This is a genomic window from Bradyrhizobium sp. Ken01, assembly GCF_055807355.1.
This window is the reverse complement of sequence record NZ_JBVVPC010000154.1, coordinates 1-488: the sequence shown is the minus strand read 5'-3', so window position 1 is coordinate 488 and position 488 is coordinate 1. Positions and strand designations below refer to the sequence as shown.

The following is a 488-nucleotide window of genomic DNA, read 5'->3' as shown; positions in this document are numbered from 1 at the left end:
CGAATGCGCTGACGGCGTGTAAGTTTCGCCTCCGACGAGCGCCACCGGAAGAACAGCCGATACAGTTCACCGTCTCCGAACAGCTCGTTGAGCTCGTGCATCGTGACGTAGACAAGAAAAAGGACCATCAACCATATCTGAATTGACAAAAATCTCGCCAACGGAAATTGACCAGCGAAGTGATCTCCGAAATCAGTGATAGCGCCGCCCGCGGCGACAAAATGGACGAGTTCCTCTGCCAGCCGCACAATCAGGACGCATAGCCAGTAGATAGCGCTCTTGAACAGGATAGGCTGGAGCATTGGCGCGCCGTCGAAGCGACGCATGAAACGCATGTTGTCGGTTACCAAAACGGCTTTTCCGACTAGCAACGCCGCTACCAGCGAGGTGAAGAAGCCGCTGAACTCAATGCCGTGCTCCTGCAGGATCAGGCGTTTAGTGTACAGGATCAGGTTGAAGCCGACGAAGAAGAAGATTGTCGGCGGAAG

The 488-nt window shown here is 54.5% G+C and carries 1 protein-coding gene; it reads right to left on the bottom strand.

Translation table 11 applies throughout. The features are described from left to right. The coding region (locus AC0L3S_RS39150) for a hypothetical protein (protein ID WP_473285302.1) at window positions 1-488 on the bottom strand (488 nt) is incomplete at both ends.